The sequence below is a fragment of the Yoonia sp. R2-816 genome, assembly GCF_046762905.1.
In the GTDB taxonomy this organism is placed as follows: Bacteria; Pseudomonadota; Alphaproteobacteria; order Rhodobacterales; family Rhodobacteraceae; genus Yoonia.
The window spans coordinates 16,347-39,217 of record NZ_JBKQXN010000112.1 but is presented as its reverse complement, the minus strand read 5'-3'; the positions used below and the strand labels follow the sequence as shown (position 1 = coordinate 39,217).

Genomic DNA, 22,871 nt, shown 5'->3' with positions numbered 1-22,871 from the left:
GGCAGGCTCATGCGTGAGAACGGCATTCGGGTTGAAAGGTCAAAGAAATACAAGGTGACGACCGATAGCAACCATGCGTTTAACATTGCGCCGAACCTGCTGAACCGAGACTTCCGTGCCGATCGACCGAACCAGAAGTGGGCAGGCGACATCAGCTACGTCTGGACTCGCGACGGCTGGCTGTACTTGGGGTCGAGTCCGGCTGGGGGCGGAATCGTATCATTAGGCATTCCCGACCTTCGCTGCATCGTGCATGAATTGGTAAGTTGCGGGACACTGCGGACTTGTGCACATGCGGCGATTGCCCACGCAGCATCCTTTTGCGGTTGCAGAATGTTTTTCGTTGCGGTGCAGTGCAAATCACCGAAGCAGTCATTCCAAGCCCTCGCTTCATTAAGAAGAGCAACTGAATTTTCGTCACAGTCTGATCCGACAACTCCGGCGCCGGACAAAGCATGGGTAATCGGGCTGACCAGATTGATGGGTCAGGTTCTTGATAGAGTTGCAGGATGTATCTGCAATTTGAGGAGAACGAGATGGATTACTTTGTTGGTTTGGACGTGTCGCTGCGGTCAGTCGCTGTCTGCGTGATCGATGGAGATGGACGAACGGTTCTTGAGCGCACGGTTGCGTGTGAGATTGAGGACATCAGCGGCTGCCTGGCAAACCTCACTGCAAGTGAACTTCGGATTGGGTTCGAAGCTGGCGCGATGAGCCAGCACCTATTTTTTGGATTGCAGGGCGCTGGTTTTGACGTCGTTTGTATGGAGGCACGGCAGGTGAACGCGGCGTTGTCGGCCATGCGCAACAAGACCGACAAGACGGATGCGCGCGGGATCGCCAATGTGCTTCGGTCTGGCTGGTTCAATCCCGTCCATATGAAGAGCCGGAAGGCACACGCCGTTCGTGCGCTGTTGAGCAGCCGCAAAGCGGTGCAGCGTAAGTGCATTGATCTGGCGAACGAGATACGTGGCTTGTTCCGGATCTTTGGTCTGCGCCTGCCATCGCGTATCGACCAGGCCTCGTTTGACGAGCAGGTGCGGCCTATTATTGAGGTGGACCCTGACTTGTCGCATGCGCTGTTACCACTCTTGGACGCCCGGGCAGTTCTCTTCACCGCATATCGAGAATTGGACAGACGCGTGAAGCGCGCTGCCAGCCATGATGAGACTTGCCTGCGCTTCATGGCGATCCCCGGCGTAGGGCCGATTGCTGCACTGACCTTCAAAGCCGCGGTGGATGACCCCAAACGCTTCACAAGCTCAAGAACGGTCGCCGCGCACTTCGGTCTGACACCCAGGCGCTATCAGTCCGGGGAGATGGACAAACCTGGCCGTATCTCAAAAGCTGGTGATGCGGACGTGCGGTCCGCGCTCTACGCAACGGCAAATGCAATGATGATGCGGTCCGTCGCGAGCTCAGAGATCAAGAGTTGGGGTCTTCGGTTGATGCGCCGAAAAGGCCGCCGCAGAGCTGTCGTTGCCGTCGCCCGCAAACTGGCTGTCATCATGCACCGCATGTGGGCTGACAACACCGAGTTCCGTCAAAGACCTTTGGAGGGTGCCGCATGAACTGAACCTTCAAAGATCAATGACGGGATCGTCCCTCACCGGACGAGGTCCGCGGATGACGCCGAAAATGGCTGCTGCGCCACTCCAAGCGCGAGACTAAGCTGGGCGCTCCACGACCGATCCGACACATGCATGCAGCGGTCCAACCGAACCGGGCCACCAATGACTGCGAAGAGAAGCTTGACCCGGATGAAGGATCTGGTCCCAAAGAACGGAAACGAAACGATGAAATGAACTTGACCCAAACGCCCGATTAGAGAAGCTGTTATTGAGGAACTAAGGGCGAACGGCTGCTTCCATTGACCTTGTTGCACATGTACGAGCAGCAAAGGCAGGAAGCCGCGGGTTGCAGCGATATCTGAACACGCAGTTTCAATCTTCAATAGTCGGCAGTCTGAGGTCCAAAAAATACATGTATGTCAGCCACATTCATGCCGGCGCATATTTATCCGGTCACCAATTGATCGACGCAAAACCGCATGGTCATGATCTGATGAGGTTTACCATGGCAGATCAGATGCAAGACCAATGGGGTTCTGTCTTTACAATCTTCTGGCAGAGCTGGCGCGCTTTACGAGGACGGGAGGCTGTGCCAGCACGACATCTGCTTTGTGGTCCGGACGAGACGGAGAGATCAGCATCTTAATTGCTTCTTGTCCGAGTTCGAACAGAGGCATGCGCACAGTGGTTAGTGGAACAAAGCAATATTCTGCAAACGGGCTATCATGGATGGCAACGATCGACAGATCGCCGGGGATACCAATAGACAATTCACGGGCTGTCTGCATTGCGCCGATGGCCGTCAGGACGTTGCAGCACACAAGTCCGGTGGCGGTTGTCCCATTGGATCGCACGGCATTCAACGCCGCCTTGCCTCCGGTCAGGTTCGGATCCGAATAGACCAAATCCCCAAGCCTTTCGATGAGGCCCGCGTCCGCAAGCGCACTGCGCCATCCACGAATGCGTTCCTCGGTAAAGGTCAGCCCTGCTCTTGTCGCGATACAAGCGATGCGGGTGTGGCCGTCGTCGATCAAGCTTTGCGTGGCGAGGCGCGTGGCCTCGTAATCGGGTAGGGCCACGATGGGGAATTGCGCATCGATTCGGGCCTGAAGCTGTACCATCGGGATATTTGAACGGGCTGCAGTGGCAATCAAACCATCGGTTTTCTCGTCAGCTGCTTGCAGGATCAACCCGTCGATCCCGCGCCCACTGATGAGTTCCTGCACACTGGTCACCGCTTGTCCTCCGACGCTGGCATCGATCAGCAGGATCGATTTGCCTGCGCGTGTCGCAGCCTCATGGGCGCCGCGCGTGATTTCCGCATAGACCGGATTCGTTGCGTCATGGACAACCATCGCGAGAAAACCGGTTTCCGTTGATCGCAAAGATCGCGCCGCGCGATTAGGCGTGTAGCCGGTCTCGACGACGATCTTTTTCACCCGTTCTCGGGTCTCGTCCGAGACTCGTAACGTTTTGTCATTGTTTACTATTCTTGAGACTACCGCAGTCGATACCTTCGCCTTTTTTGCGATTTCACTGAGCGTTGGCATTGTCGACTCCGGAGCGTGTAAGACAGGTTTCTTCATAAAGGTGCTTGACAGGTGGGGCAATCGTTGTTGATTTAGGTAAAACGAATTACCAGCTTGGTGTAGCGATTTATCAAAGCACCTATTGCTGTCGGGAGGATCATTATGACAACCGCCAAAGGCGCCCTTGATGGGGTGCGCATTCTGGACTTTACCCAGATGATGCTGGGGCCGCTGTGCACGCAGACGCTTGCGGATATGGGGGCTGATGTCCTCAAGGTCGAACGTCCGGGCAAAGGTGAGTGGATGCGGTCCATGCCCATGATTGGCGAATTTGTCGGCGGGGACAGTGCGGCGTTTTTGTCGTTCAACCGCAACAAGCGGTCCGTTGCGATTGACCTGAAGAACGAAAAGGGACGCGAGGCTCTGCTCGATCTGGCCAAATCCTGTGACGTGGTGGTTGAGAATTTCCGCACCGGTGTGATGGACCGCCTCGGTCTGGGCTATGACGCGTTCAAGGCCGCAAACCCAAAGATCATCTATGCGTCGGGGTCTGGCTGGGGCGCGGGATCAAAGATGGCCGAAAAGGGCATGCCGGGGCAGGACCTGCTCATCCAGGCGCAGTCAGGCGTGATGTTCAACACCGGCCGCCGCGATGATCCGCCCACCGCCTGCGGCACACCCGTGGCCGATTTCGCGGCATCCCAAGCGCTGGCCATCGGGATCCTCGGAGCGCTGATTGCGCGGGACCGGCAGGGAGTCGGCCAAAAGGTCGAGACGGATCTTTATTCCGCGACGCTGAACCTGATGGGGCAGGAGAATTTTGCGGTTTTGAACCAGGACATCACGCTGGAACGCTCCACTGCTGGTGTGGCGTCTTGCTGGAACGATGCGCCTTACGGGGCGCATCCATCGGCGGATGGGTGGGTGGCGATTGCGATGTGTCCCTTGGCGAAGCTTGCCGATATCCTGGGGGATGCAGATTTGGCTCAGATGGACCCCTGGGCAGAGCGCGACGCGACCAAGCTGCGGATTGACCTGTCGACCCAGAAACGGACTACGGCGGACCTGATGGCCCTGTTTGAGGCGGCCGATGTCTGGGCGGCCCCGATCCGCGATTCAGCGGCGGCCATGAAGGACGCGGTTGAGGATGAACCATCGCGCTTGGTTGAGATGGACCACCCCAAGGCCGGCAAAATCCACGCCATCGCCAACCCGATCACCCTGAGCGAGACGCCTGTGCGCGTCACGCGCGTGCCCCCGCAGGTGGGTGAGCACACGGATGAGGTGCTGACGGATCTTCTGGGCGCTGAACGCCTGGACTCCTTGCGCAAAAATGGGGCGTTAGGATGACCGAAGAGCGCCTGCACCCCAATCTTGTCCTGACCCGCTACGGTGCCATCGAGGTGCTGCGCGTGGACCGTGAAGAGGCGCTTGGCGCGCTCAACTTTGAGATTCAGGCCGCTCTGGGGGCCTACTTCGCCGATGTTGCTGCGCGCAAAGATGACGTGAAGGTCGTCGTGCTGACAGGCACGGGCCGTGGGTTTGTCGCGGGCGCCGATATCGGGGGCTACCACGGGGCGGACCAAACGGTGTTCGACGATTTCCAGCGCCGGTCGCGGGAAACGTTTGATGCGCTGGCGGCCCTGCCGCAGGCGACGATCTGTGCCGTGAACGGCTATGCCCTCGGCGGCGGGTTTGAGATCGCCATGTGCTGCGATTTCATCCTTGTGAACGAAAAGACAAAGCTCGGCCTGCCCGAGATAAAGCTTGGCCTCCTCCCAGGCGGCGGCGGGACTCAGCGCCTGCCCCGTTTGGTGGGGCCGATGCGGGCCAAGGAAATCCTGATGACAGGTCGGATGATCACCGCCGCGGAGGCGGTGGACTATGGGGCAGCATTAGAGGCCTGCGCGCCGGACGCGCTGATGCCTCGTGCGATGGAATTGGCCGCAACGCTGGCCGCCCAGGCACCCGTCGCTTTGCGCGAAGCGAAACGGGTTGTTGATGATGGGTTGGATACACCGCTCAGCGCGGGCCTGACGTTTGAACAACGGGTTTTGGGCGCGCTCTATGCGACGGGAGATGGGAAAGAGGGGATCGCCGCGTTTATGGAAAAACGCGATCCGGTCTTCAAAGGGAAATAGGAACGAACATGTCAAAATCGGTCATCACATATCAGGAAGGTCCGTTCGCCACGGTCGCTATGGGCCTGCCCGGCGATCACGAGGGCAAGACGGCAACGCGGGTGTTTTTCGTGCGGGGCGCAGACAAAACAGCGCTGATCGACAGTGGACTTTATGGCGGCTTGCCCGCGCTTGAGCAGAGCTTTGAGGAGTTGGGCATCGCCCGCAAAGACCTCGACCTTTTGCTGCTCACTCATGAACACATGGATCACGTAGGCAACAACGGCTGGCTGAAGGCCGAGACAGGGTGTGAGATCGTGGGCCATGCGGGTCGTGCCGACCGTGTCGCGGACAACATGCTGAACGCAAAGGCCATTGTGCATGCCTTCCCCGAAGGCGAACACTTTGATCTGAATGAAGAATACCTCGATTGGATGGGACCGACCGAAGGCCCGATTGACCGCTTTGTCAAAGACGGGGACGTAATTGATCTGGGCGGCGGTGTTGAGCTCGAAGTGGTCGAGGTTCTGGGCCATTCCATGTGCGAAATCGGGTTCTTTGAACGCTCCACCAAGACGCTGGTGATCGCCGACCCGCTGCTGCCGCCGTTCAATCCGGTTCTGTATCTCTACGAAGATCCGGCCGTGATGCGGGCGACGTTTGACAAGATCGAAAAGTTTCTCGTTGAACGCGACGTGCAGGCGGTGCTGTTTGCGCATGATGAGGTCAAAACGGCGGCTGAGACGCAAGAGCTGGTCGATGATTGCCGCGCGCGGGTGGATAAGGTTGAGGCGTCGATCCTGGCCCATGTGAAAGCTAACCCCGGCATCAGCTTTGCCGATCTGCGGGACAAATGCTGTGACGATCAGAACATGGTGCGCGAATGGCGCGCGCTTGTGTCGATTGATGCGAGTCTGAAGGCGTTTGCGGCCCAGGGGCTGATGAAACAGCAAGGCGCAGGGTGGCACTATGTCAGCTGATCTGCCCAGATGCACGGTCCTCGGCGCGGGCACCATGGGGGCGCAGGTCGCGCTGTCCTTGGCGCTCGGCGGCTGTCAGGTGACGCTGTGGGGCAGGCGGGCGGAAAGCCTTCCGCCTGCGATGGCGCGCATTGAGGAGGGCTGTGAGCTTTTGATCTCTCGGGGGCTTGCTCGGCAGGCGAAGGTGGATCGCGTGCACGATGAGCTGCACAGCACCGCTGATTTGGCTGAGGCTGTGGCCGGCGGTGATTTCATCATCGAAGCAGTGGCCGAGAATCTTGAAGTCAAGCAGGACCTCTTAGGACAGGCAGAGGCTTTGGCCCACGGGCGCGCCGTCTTGTCGTCCACGACCTCAGCGCTGAGCGCGACGGACCTGCAAACGAAGCTGACCCGCCCGCAGCAGTTCTGCGTGGCACATTATGCCCAGCCCGCCCATCTGGTGGAATTGGTCGAGGTCGTGCCCGGAAAGCAGACCGACAAGGATGTAACCCACGCGGTTCAGGAGCTCTTGGCCGCGACGGATAAGACTCCGGTGCTCTGCCCCGACATTCCCGGCTTCCTTTGGGCGCGCATTCAGCATGCGGTGCTGCGGGAATTTGCCTCGCTTGTGGGGCAAGGGCTGGTGACGCCGGAGGCTTGCGACACGATTTTGAAGGTCGGCTACGCGTCCCGACTGCCGGCCATGGGTGCGTTTGAACACGCGGATTTGGCGGGGTTGGACCTGATCACATCGGACGCGGCCAAGGCCGTTTGGGCGGATCTGTCCAACGTCACGGACCCTGCTGACACACCCGTTGGCGCCCTAATGGCGGACGGCAAGCTCGGCATGAAGACGGGCAGCGGTTTCTACGATTGGACGTCCCGCGATCCGGAGGCGTTCAAGGCGGCGCGGGATGCCGAAATCATCCGCCGCGTGAAAATCAACAAAGGGGCTGAGGTCAAATGACCCGTCCCGCAACACCAAGAAAGGCCGCAGAATGAGTGGCGTACATCTCTCAGAGGTTACAAAATCCTATGGCGCTGTGAACGTCATCCCGCCGCTGTCTCTCTCGTTTGAAGAGGGCGAGTTTGTGGTGATCGTCGGCCCATCGGGTTGCGGCAAATCCACGACATTGCGGATGATCGCGGGGCTTGAACCTGTCACCAGCGGGTCGATTGAGATCGGCGGGCGTGACGTGACCTGGGCGCGCCCCAAAGAACGCGACATCGCCATGGTGTTCCAATCTTACGCGCTTTACCCGCACATGGATGTGGCTGGGAACATGTCGTTCGCGCTTCGTTTGGCCGGAGCGCCAAAGACCGAGATCAACGAACGCGTCCGTGTGGCCGCCGACATGCTTGAGCTGACCGACTATCTGGATCGCAAGCCCAAGGACCTGTCCGGTGGCCAACGGCAACGGGTCGCCATGGGCCGCGCGATTGTGCGGGACGCCTATTGCTTCCTCTTTGATGAGCCGCTGTCGAACCTCGACGCCAAGCTGCGCGCGACGATGCGCACGGAACTGGCGCTGCTGCACAAAAAGCTCGACCGAACCATGATCTACGTGACCCACGACCAGATTGAGGCCATGACCATGGCCGACCGGATCGTGATCATGTCGGCGGGTCTTGTGCAACAGGTCGGCACCCCGCGTGAGGTTTACAACGCGCCGGTGAACAAGTTCGTCGCAGGCTTTATCGGCTCGCCGTCGATGAATTTTCTTGAGGGGACGATTGTGGACGAGGGCGGGCTGAGGTTGCGCGGTGAGGGGTTTGACTTCCCGCTGCCGGACCATCTGAAGGCCGTCGCCCAGACCCACAAGGACGCTAAGGTGACCGTCGGCATGCGGCCTGAACACTTCGCCCACAAATCGTCCCTCGGGGCAGAGGGCGCGGTTCTGGAACCGGTGCAGCTGAACGTGGATGTGGCCGAATACATCGGCTCCAGCCAGTTTCTAGCAGCCCATCTAGGCGGCACCAAAGTCACCGCTGCGATTGAGGTCGGGCCCAACTCGGCTCCGCTTAGCAGTGGTGAATACCTATTCGATATCAACAGGTTGTACCTGTTCGATCCCGCCAGCGAGGCGGCCATTCCGTAACAGCGGATTCACCTAAGGGAGGAAGACCAAATGACTATTTTAAGACATATGAAAAGCATGATGGCGGGCACAGCGCTTGCGACCATCGTGGCGGCGGGGGGCGCGCTTGCGAACCCCTATGAGCCCTACGAAGGCACGACGCTGGTCGTCAGCTGGCCATCGCTGTCGCATTTCACGTTTGCCGAGGAACTTGTGGAGGAGTTCACCGAGGAAACCGGCATCAACGTTGAAATCGACTACATCCAGTATTTGTCTATGCGGGATCGCCAGCTTTTGGAGATGTCGCGCCCCGAGGGTGAATATGACGTCGTCGCATGGGTTGTGATGTGGAAGGGCGAATATGTGTCGCGCGGTCTGCTGACCCCGTTGTCGCAGTTCTTTACCAACCCTGCCATTGTCGATCCTGATTTCGACATCGACGACATTGCCGATGCATACCTGCAAAACGGCGGTGTTGTGGGTGGGGAACGCGGCTATTTGCCGGGTGTCTCTGGCGCGCTTTACGGTCTGCCATTCGGGGCCGAGACGTCCATCCTGGCCTATCGCAAGGACATCTTTGAAGAGCAAGGCATTGAGGTGCCGACGACCTATGACGAGCTGCGCGCGGCAATGGCCGCACTGGACGAGGCGGGCATTCCTGCGCTGACATCCCGTGGGGCGACAGGTCATCAGGTGACGGCCGCATGGTTGATGCATCTGGCACCTTTGGGCGGCAAAATCTTTGACGAAGCGTGGAACCCCGTGGTCAACTCGCCCGAGGCGGTTGAGGCCGCACAGGTGATGCGCGAAGTGGCGCAAACCGGCCCGGATGGCATCCCGACGTTCGGGTTTGGTGATGCAGCGGCGGCGTTCTTGCAGGGCGATGCGGCGATGCACCTGGACACGCTGAAGATTGCGGCCATGTCCCGCAACCCCGACCTGTCCACGATTGACGGCAACGTGGGCTATGCGCTGCATCCTGTTGGGTCGCGCTGCGGTTCGGAAACCGGTGGCTTTGCCATGGGCATCCCCGCGAACTCCCCCAATCAAGAAGCGGCGTTCCTGTTCCTACAGTATATGACGTCCAAACAGGGCGATCAGCGCATGGTGGAACTGGGCGGCGATCCGGTACGGATTTCCACGCTAGAGGCCAACACCGAAGGCTTTGACGAATACCCCGTCGTGGCCGAACAACTGCCGTGTGCCGATCCTGACTGGCGCCCGCTGATCCCCGAATGGAACGAGCTCAACATCGACGTTCTGGGTCAGGCCCTTACCAAGGTCATCACCACCGATGACCCGATCCAGCCGATCATGGATGAAGCCAATGAGCAAATCCGCGCGATCATGGAACGCGAAGGTTACTACAAGTGGGCTGACTACCGCGCTGGCGAATAAGCCCTGCGACCACACCGGGCGGCCCATCGCTGGGCCGCCCTACGCAACACCCAATAATGATGAGGCAGGGGATGTCTGATACAACCCAAGTTCCAAAGGCAGCCCCGAAACCATCCGGGTTCCGTTTCGAAAACTTTTCACCCTATTTCTTTATCCTGCCCGCCGCGCTCGTGATGGTGGCCGGTCTGGTCTATCCGGTGATGCAGGCGCTTTACCTAAGCTTTTACGATTGGACCATCGGCACCCCGCTGGAAGATGCGCCCTATGTTGGGATACGCCACTACATCCGTATGATGGGGGACGAAAACGTCCGCGAAAGTCTATGGGTGACGCTGCGGTTCGGCTTCTGGACCATCACGATTGAGATGTTTCTGGGTATCAGCCTTGCACTTCTGTTGGAAAAACCGATCCGGGGGGCCAGCGTGTTCCGCACGATCTTTATCCTGCCACTGATGGTGTCGCCAGTCGTGGTCGGCCTTGTCTGGCGCTACCTCTATGACGCGCGGATTGGCTGGATTAACTATTACCTCGGTCAGATGGGGATTGATCCGCAGGTCTGGCTTGGCGATCCTGACCTCGCCTTCATGGCCATCGTGATCACCGACATCTGGCAATGGACGCCGTTCATTTTCATCATCGTGATCGCGGGTTTGCAGGCGCTACCGAGCGAGGTTCTGGAGGCGTCCAAGATCGATGGATCTAATTGGTGGCAGCACATCCTTTTCGTGAAACTGCCGATGATCAAATCCATCCTGATCATCGCACTGCTGATGCGCCTGATCGACGTTTTCCGATCACTTGAGGTTATGTTTATCATGACCGGCGGCGGACCCGGTCGGGCGACCGAACTTCTCTCCCTGCACATCTACAACCGAGCATTCTCGACCCAGCAATTGGGCTATGCCTCGGCCATCTCAGTGCTGCTGATCGTGCTGGTCTCTTTGATGAGCGTTGCGATCCTGCGGCTGGGCAACCCCATGAAAGACAAGGCGGATATCTAAAGCCATGGCAACTCAACAGATTAACAACCCGCTGAATACAATCCTGCATTACACCGCACTGATCGTGCTGTCGCTGATCGTGCTGGCCCCCATCTGGATCATGGTGGCGACAGGATTCAAACCCGACGTGGTCGTCCAAAGCCGCGAGCCGATCTGGTTCTTCTTTGTGCCGACGCTGGACAACTACGAGTACATCTTCACGCGTGGCCGGTTCGACACCTACCTGTGGAACTCGATCATCATCGGGGTGACGGCCACGTTCCTGACTTTGTTCTTTGGCGGGCTCTGCGCCTATGCCTTGGCACGCACTGAATTCAAAGGCCGTGTGCTGGTCGCCAACACGACCCTACTGGTGCGCATGGTGCCGCCTGCGGTCCTCGCGGTGCCGGCCTTTGCGATGGTCATTCAGTTCAACCTGAACAATGACCTAGCCGTGCTGATCTTTTTCTACACCGCGCTGAACCTGCCCTTTGCGATCTGGCTGCTGTTCGGGTTCTACAAACAGATCCCGGTGGAGCTGGAAGAGGCCGCGATTGTGGACGGGGCCACGCCTTTGCAGGTGTTCTTCAAGGTGCTCTTCCCGCTGATGAAGTCAGGTTACGCCGTCGCGGGCATCTTTACGTTCCGCATCGCGTGGAACGAATTCATCCTGGCGCTGCTGCTCACGGGGCGGTCCACGCGGACCCTGCCGGTTGGCGCTGCGGGGTTCATCACCGACACGGGCGTTGAGTGGGGCCGGATCATGGCCATGGGCACGCTGATCGTGATCCCGCCGCTGTTGTTCACGTTCTTTGCTGCGCGTCAGATCATCCAAGGCATGACGGCTGGGGCTGTGAAGGGGTAGTGAAACCATCGCCGAGAAACAAGAGGGGCGTCCGTAAAACTGGCGCCCCTTCTTTCACCTGTGCTTGCGCTAGAGCGTCGGCCTGAAAACCTCAATCACATTGTGACCCATCCGCTCGGCGGGCATCGCCGGAACCGCCCTCACGGGGCGGGCGATATCGCCCACCCCTCGGTTCGGGCGATGCACTTCTCACTTCAGTTGGTCGTTGCAGAATTTTCGGACGGGTCACTCGCGGATAGAGATGTCCGCGCGGTACGGAATGGGATCAACCGCGCCAAACCCGCTCACCGTGCCTGCCGCCACCTGCATCGCGGCGCGCACGGCTGTTTGTGCATCACCGGTTTCCAGAAGATAGGCCAGAAAGGCCCCGGCAAAGCTGTCGCCGGCCCCGGTCGAATCCACGGCCTCAACTCGCGGGACATCGAAGGTGACCAGTTGATCCCCAACGCGCATCACCGGCCCCTTGGACCCGCGTTTCAGAACCACATGACGCGCGCCGAAACTGGCGAAGTGATCAAGGATTGCCGCATCGTCTGTGAGGCCCGTCAGTTGGGTCGCCTCATCGTCGCTGGGCAGGACGATATCCGCCAGCGGCAGGAAATCCTCGATCACCTGTCGCGCTTCGCCAAGCGTCCAGAGGTTCAGACGCAGGTTTGTGTCATAAGGCACCAAGGTTCCGTTCTCGCGCGCGATCTTGGCCGCATGGGTCACGGCGGCGCGCATCGTGGGGCTGATGGCTTGGCTGAGGGCCGAGACATGCAGGATGCGAGCGCTCGCGATCATGTCTTCGTCCAGACCGGAGGGGCCATAAAGGCTCGCCGCGGATCCGCGCCGTGCGTAAGAGAATTTGCGCCCCACAGGGTCGGGCAGCACGAAGTAAGCGCCTGTCGGGTCCTGTGGTCTGATGCGGACGGCGGTCGTGTCCACGCCCTCTGCGTCCCAGAGCGCCAGCAGGTCGTCGCCAAATGGGTCCTCGCCCACAGCACTCAGATATCCCGTGCGCGCGCCTTGTCTGGCGGCAGCGATGATCGCGTTTGAGGTGTCGCCGCCGAAGCCCTGACGAAAGATCGGTCGCTGGCCGTCTTCGGTTGGCAGACGCGTGAATTCGATCAGCGCCTCCCCCAGCGCCACAATGTCGGGGGCCGTATTCATGCGGGTTTGATCAGCACTTTGCCCACTGCGTGGCCGTCCGCCATCATCTCGCAGGCGGCTTGGGTCTCGGCGACGGTAAAGCGGGCGGCGGTGATGGCCTCGAAATCGACGCCTCCCCCCTCGATCAGCGCAACCGCATCGGCAAACTCATGGGTGAAAAGGATTGAGCCCACGGACGTGACCTCTTTCAGGGCATTTAGATGCAGGTTGATCGGTACCGGCTGCGGTTGGATCAGCGACAGGACGGAAATCACGCCTTGTTTGCGCACCGCGTCCAGCGCCTGATTGTAGGCATGGGCGGAGCCTGAGGCCTCAATCACCACATCGTATTGGCCTGAGAGTTTCGTCAGATCATCGGCGCCAATGTCGAACCCTTGCGTGGCCCCCACGGCGGCGGCGGCGTCCAAGGCGGCGGCCTTCAGGTCGGTCACATGCACCTCGGCCCCCTTCGCGTGCGCCCCTACGGTGGCGAGCAAGCCCATGGGCCCGCAACCCGTCACCAGCACCTTTTGCCCGGCTTGGACATTTGCGCGGTTCACCGAATGCAGCGCACAGGCCAGCGGTTCGGCGAAGGTCAAATGATCGGGGGAGACACCCTTTGCGACCGCGTGGCAATTGCGGGCGGGAAAGTCGAAATAGTCCCGAAAGAAGCCGTCGATATGAGGCTTGGTCGTCGCCGAGCCCGGGAATTTCTTGTCCGGGTCCATGTTGATGTCGCCGCGCCGCGCCTCGGGACTGGAACCAAAGGTGATGACGGGATTTATCGCTACCAGCTGGCCGGCTTCGAAATCATGGCCATTGGCGTCCTCAACATAAGCGCAGGCCTCGTGGCCGAGGGTGACGGGGTAATCCAGAAAGAACCCCGCATTTGCGAAGTGGCGAAAGTAATGCATGTCCGTGCCGCAGATGCTGGCGGTGGCCAGACGCAGGCGGATGCTGTCCTCCGCGATCTCGTCAGGCATTTCAGCCTGTTCGATCTTGATCTCGCGCGCCGCCGTCAGCAGGGATTTCGTGTAAGCCATCCCTCAGAACCCCACCGAAAAGCCGCCATCGACGGGCAGGACCGCGCCGTTGATGTGGCGGGCCTTGGCCGAGGCGAGGAACATGACGGCATCCGCGATATCCTTTGGCTTGCCAAAGGTGCCCCCCGGAATGCGCCGTTCGATCCGGTCGCGGCGGGCCGGATCCTTGGCCAGCACGGCGCGTGTCATGTCGGTGTCAATGAATCCCGGTGCCACGGCATTGCAGCGGATGCCATGTTCCGCGGCATCGACGCAGATCGACCGCGTCAGCCCGATCACAGCCGTCTTCGCCGTCACGTAAGCCGCCGCCGAGGGCAGGGCCATCAGCCCGCCCATGGAGGAGATATTCACGATTGCACCCCCTGTTTCGCGCTGCAAAGCCACAAAGCGCCCGCAGGCCGCGAACATGGCTTTCACGTTCAAGTTCATGACATGGTCGAACTCGTCCGGCTCCACGTCCCATGCGGGCTTTTTCAGATGGGCGCCGGCGTTGTTCACCAGCACATCAATGCGGCCCGTCCGATCATGGATCGTGTCAAGGAAGGACGCCTTTGCATCCGCCGCCAGATCGGCCTGTACGAAATGCACATCGCCCTCCATCCCGCCCAACTCCCCCTCGGACCGCGCGACCACATGGACGCTATCGCCTGCGTCGAGGAAAGCGCGGGTTTGCGCGATGCCTAGGCCCTTGTTGCCCCCTGTGATGACAATCGTTCTTTTAGGGGTCCTCATAGGACGCGCTCCTTATGGTGGGTGTAGATTTTGTTCAGCAGGGAGAGGAACTCGCCCTCGTCCCTGTCTTTGAGGAAGAACGACGGGAAGACCTCGCAAACATCGTCGACGAAGCCCAGGAACCAGACGTCGCGGGGCCGCGTCCAGGCGTCTTGCATGGTGGGCAATGCGCCCCGCAGGAACCCCGCATAGGCCGGGTCCTGGCCCATCCGCAGCCAGCTTTGCAGGTGCGCAGGCTGGCCTTCGTTTTCAAGATAGACGCCCGATTGGACGGGTTCCGATGTGACCCACTGGGCAAAGGTGACGGCCGCGTCAGGGTGTTGGGTCTTCGCAGACACTCCGATCCCAGCGCCCCCCAAAATACCGCGCTTTGCGCCAATGCCTTCAAAGGTTGGCAGGTCACAATAGGTCAATGTGTGATCGCGAAAACCTGGCCGGGCGTAGTTCACATAGCCGAACAGGCAGGGCGCATAAGCAAAGTCATCGGTGGTCGACATCGCCTCAAGCGCCTTGATCGGGTTCCAGCCGACGGCCTCGGACGGGCCCGCCTTGTAGAGGGCTTTCAACACCTGCAAGGCAAGGATGCCGTTTGCGTCCGAACAAAACGCGGCCTCGGACAGGGGCAGGTCTTCCTCGCTCCGACCGGCCACAAGGGTCAGCATCATGTCAAAGGCATCGACAGGTAAAAGCGGCGTGACCATGGGCAGGGTCACGTCGCCGCGCAGGATCGCCTCCCAAGACGTCGGCTCATCTGCGCATAAATCCGGGCGTTTGACGGCCACCTGACAGGCCGCATCAATCGGATAGGCCCAAAGCTGGTCGCGCCAAATATAGCTTTCAAGCGATCCCCCCAGCGACACCTCCTCCGGGTTGTCCGGCTGTGGCAGGGGGAGCAGACTTTGCGTATCGGCCACCAGCCCCACATGGGGGTGGTCCAGAACGATAAAGTCGTAGTTTTCTGCGATGCCTTCGATGGGTTCATCGGCAAAGGCCTGGAGCGACCGGCGATCCCAGTGGATCGAAACGCCCGTCTCTGCCGCATAAGTCGCACTTGCGGCCTCTAGCCCCAGGTAGCCGCGCGGATGATCCCAGGTCATGCCTTTCAGCGTTAGTGACGTCATGGTTGGTGCCTTCTCTTTCAACTCAGGATATCGCGCCTGACGGTCTTGGTAGATCGTTTTTCCAAATTAGCGAATTTTTTACCTAACCTGATGCCGCCAGACGGGCTCGCGCGCCGATTGCATCCCAATTTCCGTTCGCAACATCAGCCACTGGTGCGATCCAGCTGCCGCCCACGCAAGAGACATTCGGCAACGCCAGATAGTCCGGCGCGGTGTTTTGGGTGACGCCGCCCGTGGGACAAAACGTAACATCTGGCAGGACCGATCCCAGCGCTTTGAGCATCGCCACACCGCCCACGACCTGCGCCGGAAACAGCTTTTGAAACCTGAAGCCAGCTTCGCTGACCTGCAGGGCCTCTGCCGGTGTCGCGACCGCGGGGATGAGGGTAAAATCCCCTTGCCCGCGTGCCAGCAATGCGTCGCTGTGGCCGGGGGAAAGCCCGAAACGAGCACCGGAGTTCCTTGCGCGGTCAATGTCCTCCGCGCGCAGAATGGTCCCGACGCCAACCTGCGCACCGGCCACCTTGGCCATCGCGGCGACGCAGTCCAGGGCACGCGGGGTCCGCAGTGTTACCTCCAGCACGGGTAAGCCGTTTTCGACCAAGACCTCAGCCAGGGTGGTGGCCGCCGCGGGGTCATCCAGCACGAGGACGGGGATGACGCGGGCCTCGGCGCAGATCTGTTGAATATCGCGCGCCATCTACCCAATTTTCCCCAGCAGGCTGTCCAAACTTGCCTTGGCGTCCCCGTAGAGCATGCGCGTGTTGTCCTTGAAGAACAGCGGGTTTTCGATGCCGGAGTACCCCGTGCCTTGGCCGCGTTTGGACACGAACACCTGCTTGGCTTTCCAGCATTCCAGCACCGGCATGCCGGCGATGGGGCTGTTGGGGTCGTCCTGGGCTGCGGGGTTCACGATGTCATTGGAGCCGATCACGATGGCGACGTCCGTGTCCGGGAAGTCCTCGTTGATCTCGTCCATTTCCAGCACGATGTCGTAGGGGACCTTCGCCTCGGCCAAGAGCACGTTCATGTGGCCCGGCAAGCGGCCCGCGATGGGGTGAATGGCGAAGCGCACGCTTTTGCCTTTGGCGCGCAGGCGGCGCGTGAGCTCTGCCACGTTCTGCTGGGCCTGGGCCACCGCCATGCCGTAGCCGGGGATGATGATGATGCTGTCGGCCTCCTCCAGAGACTGCGCCACACCGTCCACATCAATGGCGACCTGCTCGCCCTCCACGGCTATCTGCTCGCCCGCTGGGCCGCCAAAGCCGCCCAGGATGACCGTTATAAACGAACGATTCATCGCTTTGCACATAATGTAGGAGAGAATCGCGCCAGAGGATCCCACGAGCGCCCCCACCACAATCAGGAGGTCATTGCCCAGAGAGAACCCAATCGCCGCCGCCGCCCAGCCGGAGTAGCTGTTGAGCATGGAGACCACCACGGGCATATCCGCCCCGCCGATGCCCATGATCAGATGGTAGCCGATGAACAGCCCCAGCAGCGTCAGCAGCACCAGCGTAAAGGTGCCGCCGTTGGACAAATACAGGACCGCCAGCAGCGCCGACAGACCCGCAACCCCTGCGTTCAGAACATGCCCACCGGGCAGTTTCTTGGCAGAGGTATCAATCTCGAACGGCAGTTTGGAGGAACTGCCCGAAAGCTTCGCATAGGCGATGACGGACCCGGTGAAGGTCACAGCGCCGATCCAGATGCCCAGCACCAGTTCCACCCGCAGGATGCCGATTTCAACAGAGGTCTTCTTGGCGATCAACTGCCCGAAGGTGGACAGCCCGTCGGTGACCTCTTTGGACAGGGCCGCAGAGGCGCCCGCCGCCCCAAGGGTCAGATCCGCGTCGGCATAGACGCCGCTGATATAGTTGATCATCAGGTCCGCGTTGAAGCCCACAAAGACCGCCGCCAGCCCCACAAGGCTGTGCATGATGGCCACAAGTTCGGGCATCTGCGTCATCTCGACCCGGGTGGCCAGTTGATAGCCCACAGCCGCCCCGCCTGCGATCAGCACAAGGGAGGCGAGCCACAGGCCCGACCCCGGCCCGATCAGCGTGGCCAGAACCGCCAGCGCCATGCCCGCGATGCCATACCAGACCGCTCGTTTGGCGCTTTCCTGGCCGGACAACCCGCCCAGGGACAGGATGAACAGAATAGCTGCGACCACATAGGCCGCGATGGTGAATGTGTTTTCCATGTGTCCCGCCCCCTTAAGATTTCTGGAACATGGCGAGCATCCGCCGTGTCACAAGGAAGCCACCGAAGATATTGACGGCGGCCATAAAGATGCCCAATCCGGCCAGGATCGTGATCAGCGCGCTGGACGAGCCCACCTGGATCAGCGCACCCAGAATGATGATGCTCGAGATAGCGTTGGTCACAGCCATCAGCGGGGTGTGCAGGGAATGGGCGACGTTCCAGATGACCTGAAAGCCGATGAAGACCGACAGCACGAAGACGATAAAGTGCTGCATAAAGCTCGCCGGCATGCCCGGGATCATCCCGATGCCAAGGACAATCGCGGCGCCCACGGCCAGCAATGTCACCTGTGATCTGGTCTGCGCCTTGAAGGCCGCGACCTCTTCGGCGCGGATCTCTTCGGGGGTCTTTTCCTTGACCTCTGCCTTGGGCTGGGCGGCGATGGCCTGCACCTTGGGCGGCGGCGGTGGGAAGGTGACCTCTTTGCCATGGGCAATCGTCGCCCCGCGGATCACATCGTCTTCCATGTCATGCACCACAACGCCGTCCTTCTCGGGCGTCAGATCCGTCATCAGGTGGCGGATGTTGGTGGCATAAAGCGTCGAGGATTGGGCGGCCATCCGGCTGGGGAAGTCCGTGTAGCCGATGATCGTGACATCGTTGTCGGTGACGATTTTCTCGTCCTTGACGGTCAGTTTGCAGTTGCCGCCTTTCTCTGCGGCCAGATCCACGATCACCGACCCGGGCTTCATGGATTTAACCATGTCCTCGGTCCAAAGCTCGGGCGCCTCGCGGTTGGGGATCAGGGCTGTGGTGATGACGATGTCGATATCGGGGGCCAACTCGCGGAACTTCGCCAGCTGGGCGGCTGCAAATTCCGGTGAAGAAACAGAGGCATAGCCGCCCGTTGCGGCCCCGTCCTGCTGTTCTTCCTCAAAGTCCAGGTACACGAACTCGGCACCCATCGATTCAACTTGTTCGGCCACTTCGGGGCGCACGTCAAAGGCATAGGTGATCGCGCCGAGCGAGGTGGACGTGCCAATCGCGGCCAGGCCCGCAACGCCCGCTCCCACGACCAGAACCTTGGCCGGCGGCACCTTACCCGCAGCCGTGATCTGACCGGTGAAGAAGCGGCCGTAGTTGTTGCCGGCCTCAATCACCGCGCGGTAGCCTGCGATATTGGCCATGGACGACAGCGCGTCCATCTTCTGGGCGCGACTGATCCGCGGGATCATCTCCATCGCGATGACGGTGGCACCCTTCCCGGCCGCCGCCTTCATCTTGGCCTCGTCCGCCACGGGGCTGAAGAAGGAGATCAGCGTCTGATCGGCGCGCAAACGCTTCATCTCAGCCTCGTCCGGCACCCGCACCTTGGCCACGATATCGGCGGCCTTCCAAAGGGCTGCGGCGGTTTTGACAACCTCAACACCGGCCTCTTCGTAGGCGGCATCCGAAAACCCGGCCCGCGCGCCTGCTCCGCTCTCGATCACACAGTCATGCCCGAGCTTCTGAAGCTCCTTGGCAGAAGCCGGCGTCATCGCAACCCGGTTCTCACCCTCAAACAATTCCCTCGGCGTCCCGATTTTCATATTCACACCTCTCCCATTCAATACACTGGTAAAACGATTTATCATCATGATCAAGCCGGTGGACAGTCGAAAACTTGGGACGCGGCTTTTTCATTCAAGGTGCAGCATATGACACTCTGCGCTCGTCACCGGCCAACGCCGCGTTAGGGACAGGCAGCCGCTTTGAAATGGTTAACGGCAGGACCGTTCGCCAAAATCGATCAGATATCAATGCGCTCAGCAATGCTCAGCGCATCTTCGAGTTCGACGCCAAGATAACGCACTGTACTGTCGACCTTCGTGTGACCGAGCAGCAGTTGCACTGCGCGGAGGTTGGCTGTTTTGCGGTAAATCTCCGCCGCCTTCGTACGGCGACGTGAATGCATGCCGAAACCACTTGGCTCAAGGCCGATTGACGTTACCCAATCGCAGACAAGCCGACCATACTGGCGGGTGGAGATGTGCGGACGGTCGTGGAAACGGCTTGGGAACATGAACGGGCACGCAAACATTTCGGGCGATTTAACCCATGCTTTAACGCTATCGCGCGTGTTTTCGGTCAATTCGAATTGCACCGGTCGCTTGGTCTTGCTCCGAATCACCGAAACCCGTTCCCGCACGCGATCATCTTTTACCAAGTCAGACACCGCTCATCCGACAAGATCACAGCCGCGCAACTTGCTATCGATAGCGACGTTGAACAAAGCCAGATCGCGCAAATTGCCCGCCAGTTCGAGCCGCGCTCGGATCGACCAGACCTGTTATGGCAGTAAAGGCCGTTTTTGACCGATGATCCGCCCCTTGTTCCAGGCTCTGCGTTTCGGGGTGGTTGCGGGAAGTTGGACTCTTGGCATGACATGCCCTCCGACCTTCCCTCCAAGCCCATTCATCAGCACCGCGTTGATAAGGACATAGTACACGATTGCAGTTTCGTCGTTCGAGGCGGCTTCGACGTCAAATGTCTGCTATTATACTGTGCGGGTCTGCCTGCAATTCGATCATGTTTTACTGAGACTGTGCCGAGCGAGCGAAGAAAGACCGCTTTCTTGTTTGCGCTGCGGCGTTCCGAATGCTGCAGATGCAAAAAATTCCTGTGCTGCGCGCGCGCAGCGAGAATATCGAATTTACAGGTTGGGCTCAGTGCGGACTCTCGCCGCGTCGTGCCCGAAGGATCGCTTTGGGATCTAGTGATGATGAATTCCAGCTATCGTTACTTCGCTCATCGTCAGAGCGGTCGGTAGGCTGGTCACAATGGTGGAATGCGCCTGAAGACTTCGTCAGATTCAGCCTACCATCTTGATGATCGCGTTGACGAGAGGAGCTTCATCCCCGGCGAAGCTTGATATCATGGCGTTCATAAACTCGTCCTCCTCTATGTTTTCCTCGATCATCTCAAGACCGGCGACCTGCATGAGGATATCGAGCAAAGTGAGTTGGCAACGCCCATTACCCTCGCGAAATGGATGGACGGCGTTGATGTCAGCGATGTAGTGGGCCGCGCGCTCGGCGAATTCTTGAACACTGCTGGTGTCGGCCAAGTGGTTCTCGTCAGAGAGTTCGCGAAAGATCCGGTTCATCTCGGCATCGATGTACTCTGGATAGCAGAACCAATTCCCACCCTTAGCGGTTCGAACTTGCCTCGCTTGTCCCGCCCATGTGTAGACGTCTTGGAAGAAGTGATGATGGGTCGCTCGATAATGCATATAGTCGAGCGCACCTTCCGGCAGCGGCTCCTCAGACCGAGTTAAGAACATAAGCTGCTCGAACTGATCAAGCTCGTCCTGATCGGTTAGGTCGGCCTTGTTCTTCAGAACGTTCGTGCCAGGATAACAGAGGGGATCCTCTGTGACGTCGTACCGGCTCATTTCCCTTTTTTGTTGGTGAAGGTGCCGGTAATCGCCGAACGAAGTGCGTCGCCTTTGAGGCCGCGGTCGGAATAGGCTTTAAGTGTTTTGGCAGATTTTGAGCTGGTGGTTACACCCTCGACCTTGGCAAACTTGGTGGCCTTGCTTTTGCCTAAAGGCTTGGTCACGAAGCGTCCTGTGGTCGCCGATCTCTTGAGTGCGGTGCTCTTGCTCATAGGGCTAACTTACCACGCTCTGTATTGAATGTGTATGAAGATTCCGCTCGGTAGCACCACCATCGTGACAGTGCAGGTTGGACCATTAAGTAGCCTTGTTGTCGGGCGGTGGGCATTGATGAGCTCGTCCGCCAGAGTGGTAACGATAATGGAGCCCCGTATCGTGCCTCCGAGACGCGGAACGCGTAAGAAAGCGACGACTTGGCTTGTTGTGCTAACGCAACGAGGCCCATGCTCTCTAACCACCTAAGGTTCGCTTACAACGGACTTTTTGCGACAGTAACTCAAAAGCGCATCCACCTCTTCCGAGGTCGCGGAAATCGCCGCCGGGTCAACACCTACCAATGTAACTCCGGCCTGGATCTCGCCTTGCCAGTCTAGAACAGGAGCGGCAATCGCGACCAGTCCTGGCACAAAGCGGCCTTCAACTGTTGCAAAGCCACGCTCTCGCAGAGACGCCGCGAGGCTCGCTACGCCTTCGGACGTTGGGGTGAAATCCAAGGACAGGGTCTTTTGGCGGGCGAGGCGTCGGAGCTGGGCGTCACGCGCGGGCTTGATGGCGCGGGACGGACCCCACGCCAGAAAAACCCGCCCGGTTGCAGAGGTTAGCAGTGGCAAGGTTGAGCCAAGGCCAAATGACGTGTCTGTCGGCGTGGCCCCGCGTTCCCATCTGACAACTGTCGCGCCTTGATCGGCCCACACGGACAGCAGAACGGTCATCCCGGTCTCGGCCGACAGGTCAGCCAGGCCATCCGCGGCCGAATTGACGAAATCATGCTGCGACATCGCTGCGAGACCCAGCTTCATCGCAGCGGGTCCCAGCCCGTAGCGGCCCGAGGGACCGTGCTGGCGGACCAGCCCGGCCGAGACGAAGGAAGCGAGATATCGATGCAGCTTGCTTGGTGGCATGCCAAGGCTCCGCGCGATTTCCGACAGGGCCTGCGGACCCGGCAGAATAGCTATGTGCTGCAGAACAGCCAGCGCTGCGTCGAGGGATTTCAACCCTCCGCCCTGTCCCGGTTTATCCGTCATCGCGCTCCTCCAACATCGCTCGCAGTTGGGCGACCTCTGTCGCCCGCATGCCTTCCGCGGTCTGCTGGAACAGCGCCCGCACCTCTCGCCCCTCAAAGACGCACCAGTCCTCTACCACAGCGGTGTAGGCCAGAGAAACCGAGCGTTTCGACCAGCTTTCGACTGACAGCCTGATGGTTACAAGGTCACCATCCCGCATCGGGCGACGGAACGTGGCCCCGACATCGACCAGGCCGATCCCGGTCGCGCCCAGGGCGGCGCACAGCGCGGCGTGACCGCCGAATGGCCGCAGGAAATCGTGAAAGGTGGCATCCATCCAGCAGAAGGTGTTCGGGTAGTGAACTATGCCCGCGGGATCGCAGTGTCCGAAGGAGACGCGCGCGGTGAAATTCGATGTCATGATTTCCTCATAATGAAACATATTGCATAATATAGAATCTTACTCTAGCTTCACCC

General features: G+C 59.7%; 21 protein-coding genes and 2 pseudogenes. 10 read left to right on the top strand and 13 right to left on the bottom strand.

The window, feature by feature from the left end; translation table 11 throughout:
• Both ACFWW2_RS02155 and ACFWW2_RS02150 read left to right on the top strand, forming a co-directional pair.
• Positions 1-189: pseudogene (locus ACFWW2_RS02155) on the top strand (IS3 family transposase); the annotation flags it as partial.
• A 320-nt stretch (positions 190-509) separates the two neighbouring features.
• The gene (locus ACFWW2_RS02150; RefSeq protein ID WP_393925738.1) at positions 510-1,571 is read left to right on the top strand and encodes an IS110 family transposase; all 1,062 of its coding nucleotides are present in this window, start codon (positions 510-512) and stop codon (positions 1,569-1,571) included.
• 542 nt (positions 1,572-2,113) lie between these two features.
• Here the strand turns inward: ACFWW2_RS02150 and ACFWW2_RS02145 are convergent.
• Complete coding sequence (locus ACFWW2_RS02145; RefSeq protein WP_393925737.1) at positions 2,114-3,157, bottom strand: LacI family DNA-binding transcriptional regulator; 1,044 nt, start codon at positions 3,155-3,157, stop codon at positions 2,114-2,116.
• Between the two features lie 105 nt (positions 3,158-3,262).
• Here ACFWW2_RS02145 and ACFWW2_RS02140 point away from each other — a divergent pair, with 105 nt between their 5' ends.
• The 8 genes from ACFWW2_RS02140 to ACFWW2_RS02105 all read left to right on the top strand — a co-directional run bounded on the left by ACFWW2_RS02140 (position 3,263) and on the right by ACFWW2_RS02105 (position 11,500).
• The gene (locus ACFWW2_RS02140; RefSeq protein ID WP_393925735.1) at positions 3,263-4,450 is read left to right on the top strand and encodes a CaiB/BaiF CoA transferase family protein; all 1,188 of its coding nucleotides are present in this window, start codon (positions 3,263-3,265) and stop codon (positions 4,448-4,450) included.
• Positions 4,447-5,241 (top strand): enoyl-CoA hydratase/isomerase family protein, encoded by a 795-nt coding sequence (locus ACFWW2_RS02135; protein WP_393925733.1) that lies wholly within the window; start codon positions 4,447-4,449, stop codon positions 5,239-5,241. The genes ACFWW2_RS02140 and ACFWW2_RS02135 overlap by 4 nt, the downstream gene beginning before the upstream one ends.
• A gap of 8 nt (positions 5,242-5,249) precedes the next feature.
• Positions 5,250-6,200, top strand: coding sequence for an MBL fold metallo-hydrolase (locus ACFWW2_RS02130; protein WP_393925731.1), 951 nt, complete (start codon positions 5,250-5,252; stop codon positions 6,198-6,200).
• The gene (locus tag ACFWW2_RS02125; RefSeq protein WP_393925729.1) at positions 6,190-7,146 is read left to right on the top strand and encodes a 3-hydroxyacyl-CoA dehydrogenase family protein; all 957 of its coding nucleotides are present in this window, start codon (positions 6,190-6,192) and stop codon (positions 7,144-7,146) included. Before ACFWW2_RS02130 ends, ACFWW2_RS02125 begins: the two co-directional genes overlap by 11 nt.
• A gap of 31 nt (positions 7,147-7,177) precedes the next feature.
• Entirely contained in the window at positions 7,178-8,278 is a 1,101-nt protein-coding gene (locus ACFWW2_RS02120; RefSeq protein WP_393925727.1) for an ABC transporter ATP-binding protein, read from the top strand.
• A gap of 30 nt (positions 8,279-8,308) precedes the next feature.
• A complete protein-coding gene (locus ACFWW2_RS02115) occupies positions 8,309-9,655 on the top strand; it encodes an ABC transporter substrate-binding protein (RefSeq protein ID WP_393925725.1) in 1,347 nt (448 codons plus the stop codon).
• A gap of 71 nt (positions 9,656-9,726) precedes the next feature.
• Positions 9,727-10,656 carry a carbohydrate ABC transporter permease gene (locus ACFWW2_RS02110; protein ID WP_393925723.1) on the top strand — a complete coding sequence of 310 codons (930 nt, stop codon included), beginning with the start codon at positions 9,727-9,729 and terminating at the stop codon, positions 10,654-10,656.
• 4 nt (positions 10,657-10,660) lie between these two features.
• Complete coding sequence (locus tag ACFWW2_RS02105) at positions 10,661-11,500, top strand: carbohydrate ABC transporter permease (protein ID WP_393925721.1); 840 nt, start codon at positions 10,661-10,663, stop codon at positions 11,498-11,500.
• Between the two features lie 225 nt (positions 11,501-11,725).
• On the opposite strand, the gene ACFWW2_RS02100 is transcribed toward ACFWW2_RS02105, so the two are convergent.
• The 12 genes and pseudogenes from ACFWW2_RS02100 to ACFWW2_RS02045 form a co-directional block, all read right to left on the bottom strand.
• On the bottom strand, positions 11,726-12,652 hold the full coding sequence (locus tag ACFWW2_RS02100) for a sugar kinase (protein ID WP_393925719.1): 927 nt from the start codon (positions 12,650-12,652) through the stop codon (positions 11,726-11,728).
• Positions 12,649-13,674, bottom strand: coding sequence for a zinc-dependent alcohol dehydrogenase (locus tag ACFWW2_RS02095; RefSeq protein WP_393925717.1), 1,026 nt, complete (start codon positions 13,672-13,674; stop codon positions 12,649-12,651). Before ACFWW2_RS02095 ends, ACFWW2_RS02100 begins: the two co-directional genes overlap by 4 nt.
• Before the next feature lie 3 nt (positions 13,675-13,677).
• Positions 13,678-14,406 carry an SDR family NAD(P)-dependent oxidoreductase gene (locus ACFWW2_RS02090; protein ID WP_393925715.1) on the bottom strand — a complete coding sequence of 243 codons (729 nt, stop codon included), beginning with the start codon at positions 14,404-14,406 and terminating at the stop codon, positions 13,678-13,680.
• Positions 14,403-15,527 carry an extracellular solute-binding protein gene (locus tag ACFWW2_RS02085; RefSeq protein ID WP_393925713.1) on the bottom strand — a complete coding sequence of 375 codons (1,125 nt, stop codon included), beginning with the start codon at positions 15,525-15,527 and terminating at the stop codon, positions 14,403-14,405. The genes ACFWW2_RS02090 and ACFWW2_RS02085 overlap by 4 nt, the downstream gene beginning before the upstream one ends.
• A gap of 82 nt (positions 15,528-15,609) precedes the next feature.
• Positions 15,610-16,227 carry a bifunctional 4-hydroxy-2-oxoglutarate aldolase/2-dehydro-3-deoxy-phosphogluconate aldolase gene (eda, locus tag ACFWW2_RS02080; protein ID WP_393925711.1) on the bottom strand — a complete coding sequence of 206 codons (618 nt, stop codon included), beginning with the start codon at positions 16,225-16,227 and terminating at the stop codon, positions 15,610-15,612.
• Entirely contained in the window at positions 16,228-17,733 is a 1,506-nt protein-coding gene (locus ACFWW2_RS02075; RefSeq protein WP_393925709.1) for an NAD(P)(+) transhydrogenase (Re/Si-specific) subunit beta, read from the bottom strand. It abuts the gene before it with no gap.
• 13 nt (positions 17,734-17,746) lie between these two features.
• Positions 17,747-19,324, bottom strand: a complete 1,578-nt coding sequence (locus ACFWW2_RS02070) for a Re/Si-specific NAD(P)(+) transhydrogenase subunit alpha (protein WP_393925707.1) — start codon at positions 19,322-19,324, stop codon at positions 17,747-17,749.
• A gap of 200 nt (positions 19,325-19,524) precedes the next feature.
• Positions 19,525-20,052 (bottom strand): annotated as a pseudogene (locus ACFWW2_RS02065) (tyrosine-type recombinase/integrase).
• 534 nt (positions 20,053-20,586) lie between these two features.
• The gene (locus ACFWW2_RS02060; RefSeq protein ID WP_393925705.1) at positions 20,587-21,168 is read right to left on the bottom strand and encodes a Fic/DOC family protein; all 582 of its coding nucleotides are present in this window, start codon (positions 21,166-21,168) and stop codon (positions 20,587-20,589) included.
• Positions 21,165-21,383, bottom strand: a complete 219-nt coding sequence (locus ACFWW2_RS02055) for a hypothetical protein (protein WP_393925703.1) — start codon at positions 21,381-21,383, stop codon at positions 21,165-21,167. Before ACFWW2_RS02055 ends, ACFWW2_RS02060 begins: the two co-directional genes overlap by 4 nt.
• A gap of 246 nt (positions 21,384-21,629) precedes the next feature.
• Positions 21,630-22,415 (bottom strand): IclR family transcriptional regulator, encoded by a 786-nt coding sequence (locus ACFWW2_RS02050; RefSeq protein WP_393925701.1) that lies wholly within the window; start codon positions 22,413-22,415, stop codon positions 21,630-21,632.
• Complete coding sequence (locus ACFWW2_RS02045) at positions 22,405-22,815, bottom strand: acyl-CoA thioesterase (RefSeq protein WP_393925699.1); 411 nt, start codon at positions 22,813-22,815, stop codon at positions 22,405-22,407. The genes ACFWW2_RS02050 and ACFWW2_RS02045 overlap by 11 nt, the downstream gene beginning before the upstream one ends.
• Positions 22,816-22,871: the final 56 nt, after the last annotated feature.

What these genes read in the sequence shown, in the direction of transcription:
- ACFWW2_RS02060 (WP_393925705.1), bottom strand. Translation starts at nt 21,168, where the DNA reads ATGAGCCGGTACGACGTCACAGAGGATCCCCTCTGTTATCCTGGCACG.
- eda (WP_393925711.1), bottom strand. Translation starts at nt 16,227, where the DNA reads ATGGCGCGCGATATTCAACAGATCTGCGCCGAGGCCCGCGTCATCCCC.
- ACFWW2_RS02050 (WP_393925701.1), bottom strand. Translation starts at nt 22,415, where the DNA reads ATGACGGATAAACCGGGACAGGGCGGAGGGTTGAAATCCCTCGACGCA.
- ACFWW2_RS02145 (WP_393925737.1), bottom strand. Translation starts at nt 3,157, where the DNA reads ATGAAGAAACCTGTCTTACACGCTCCGGAGTCGACAATGCCAACGCTC.
- ACFWW2_RS02045 (WP_393925699.1), bottom strand. Translation starts at nt 22,815, where the DNA reads ATGACATCGAATTTCACCGCGCGCGTCTCCTTCGGACACTGCGATCCC.
- ACFWW2_RS02125 (WP_393925729.1), top strand. Translation starts at nt 6,190, where the DNA reads ATGTCAGCTGATCTGCCCAGATGCACGGTCCTCGGCGCGGGCACCATG.
- ACFWW2_RS02140 (WP_393925735.1), top strand. Translation starts at nt 3,263, where the DNA reads ATGACAACCGCCAAAGGCGCCCTTGATGGGGTGCGCATTCTGGACTTT.
- ACFWW2_RS02095 (WP_393925717.1), bottom strand. Translation starts at nt 13,674, where the DNA reads ATGGCTTACACGAAATCCCTGCTGACGGCGGCGCGCGAGATCAAGATC.
- ACFWW2_RS02085 (WP_393925713.1), bottom strand. Translation starts at nt 15,527, where the DNA reads ATGACGTCACTAACGCTGAAAGGCATGACCTGGGATCATCCGCGCGGC.
- ACFWW2_RS02120 (WP_393925727.1), top strand. Translation starts at nt 7,178, where the DNA reads ATGAGTGGCGTACATCTCTCAGAGGTTACAAAATCCTATGGCGCTGTG.
- ACFWW2_RS02075 (WP_393925709.1), bottom strand. Translation starts at nt 17,733, where the DNA reads ATGGAAAACACATTCACCATCGCGGCCTATGTGGTCGCAGCTATTCTG.
- ACFWW2_RS02135 (WP_393925733.1), top strand. Translation starts at nt 4,447, where the DNA reads ATGACCGAAGAGCGCCTGCACCCCAATCTTGTCCTGACCCGCTACGGT.
- ACFWW2_RS02105 (WP_393925721.1), top strand. Translation starts at nt 10,661, where the DNA reads ATGGCAACTCAACAGATTAACAACCCGCTGAATACAATCCTGCATTAC.
- ACFWW2_RS02130 (WP_393925731.1), top strand. Translation starts at nt 5,250, where the DNA reads ATGTCAAAATCGGTCATCACATATCAGGAAGGTCCGTTCGCCACGGTC.
- ACFWW2_RS02090 (WP_393925715.1), bottom strand. Translation starts at nt 14,406, where the DNA reads ATGAGGACCCCTAAAAGAACGATTGTCATCACAGGGGGCAACAAGGGC.
- ACFWW2_RS02150 (WP_393925738.1), top strand. Translation starts at nt 510, where the DNA reads ATGTATCTGCAATTTGAGGAGAACGAGATGGATTACTTTGTTGGTTTG.
- ACFWW2_RS02115 (WP_393925725.1), top strand. Translation starts at nt 8,309, where the DNA reads ATGACTATTTTAAGACATATGAAAAGCATGATGGCGGGCACAGCGCTT.
- ACFWW2_RS02100 (WP_393925719.1), bottom strand. Translation starts at nt 12,652, where the DNA reads ATGAATACGGCCCCCGACATTGTGGCGCTGGGGGAGGCGCTGATCGAA.
- ACFWW2_RS02055 (WP_393925703.1), bottom strand. Translation starts at nt 21,383, where the DNA reads ATGAGCAAGAGCACCGCACTCAAGAGATCGGCGACCACAGGACGCTTC.
- ACFWW2_RS02110 (WP_393925723.1), top strand. Translation starts at nt 9,727, where the DNA reads ATGTCTGATACAACCCAAGTTCCAAAGGCAGCCCCGAAACCATCCGGG.
- ACFWW2_RS02070 (WP_393925707.1), bottom strand. Translation starts at nt 19,324, where the DNA reads ATGAAAATCGGGACGCCGAGGGAATTGTTTGAGGGTGAGAACCGGGTT.